A 1,423-nucleotide genomic window follows, 5' to 3' on the forward strand; every position below is an offset into this window, starting at 1 on the left:
GGGTCTGTCGGAAAGTTTGTGTGTGAGGGGTTCGGCGTGATCGGTTCGGCTTCGGTCGGACGGGAAGATGAATCACGTCATGAGCACTGAATTGAAGACAACAACTGAGCAATCCGAGACCGTCGATCTGCGAACCGGGGAGGTCCTTCCTGCGCCGCCGAATATCACCGCGGTCGCGGAGCAACTCGTGGCCGCCGCTCGTGGTCAAGGGATCGAACTGACTGGCCCGAACGGGCTGCTGACGGGACTGACCCGGCAGGTCCTGCAGTCCGCGTTGGAAGCGGAGCTGACCGAGCACCTCGGCTACGACCCGGGCGATCGGGTCGGGAAGCAGACGCCGAACAGCCGGAACGGATCCACGCCGAAGACGGTGCGGACCGAGATCGGCGATCTCACGATCCAGGTCCCGAGGGACCGGGCGGGCACGTTCGCGCCGGTGGTGGTGCCCAAGCATCAGCGCCGGATCGCGGGGTTCGACGAGGCGGTGATCTCGCTGTATGCGAAGGGCATGACCACCGGCGATATCGCCAAGCACCTCTCCGATCTCTACGGATCAGACGTCTCTCATGATCTGGTGTCGACGGTGACCGACAAGGTGCTCGGCGACATGCAGGAATGGCAAGCCCGTCCGCTGGACCTCGTCTATCCCGTGGTTCTGATCGACGCGCTCGTGATCAAGGTCCGCGACGGGCAGGTCGCCAACCGGCCTGTCTACGTCGCTGTCGGCATCGATCTCGAGGGTCACCGTGACGTTCTCGGGTTGTGGTGGATGGGACCGACCGGCGGGGAGGGCGCGAAGCAGAGGATGAACATGCTCACGGAGCTGCGCAACCGTGGTGTCGCCGATGTCTGCATCGTCTGCCGCGACGGACTCAAAAGCCTCCCCGATGCGATCACCGCGATCTGGCCCCTCGCAACGGTGCAGCAGTGTGTCGTGCATCTCGTGCGGAACTCACTTCGATACGCGTCGAAGAAGTACTGGTCCAAGATCACCGGGCAGCTCCGCGAGGTCTATACCGCTCCGACCATCGCAGCGGCCGAGGCGAGATTCGCGGAGTTCGCCGAGCAATGGCGGAGCCTGTATCCGGCGATGACCCAGATGTGGGAGAGCGCGTGGGGCGAGTTCGTGCCGTTCCTGAAGTTCCCGCCCGAGATCAGACGCCTCATCTATACGACCAATGGGATCGAGTCGCTCAATGCCAGGTTCCGGCAGGCCACGAGACGCCGCGGGCACTTCCCCAACGAGCAGGCGACGATGAAGGTGCTCTACCTGACGGTGCTCGAGCGGCGCCCGAATCGCACGAACCCGACCGGGCAGATCGCCAGCTGGAAAGCTATCCCGAATACCCTGTCCATCACCTACGGCGACCGCCTAGGAATCAACTAAGCCGAAGCCCCATACACAAAGGAACGGACAGACCCA

General features: G+C 63.5%; 1 protein-coding gene. It reads left to right on the plus strand.

From position 1 onward, the window contains the following. Positions 1-79 precede the first annotated feature (79 nt). Complete coding sequence (locus tag FM113_RS00870; protein ID WP_217895931.1) at positions 80-1,387, plus strand: IS256 family transposase; 1,308 nt, start codon at positions 80-82, stop codon at positions 1,385-1,387. Positions 1,388-1,423 lie beyond the last annotated feature (36 nt).

Origin of the sequence: Leucobacter sp. 7(1) (assembly GCF_900163635.1) — a bacterium.
Taxonomy (GTDB): Bacteria; Actinomycetota; Actinomycetes; order Actinomycetales; family Microbacteriaceae; genus Leucobacter.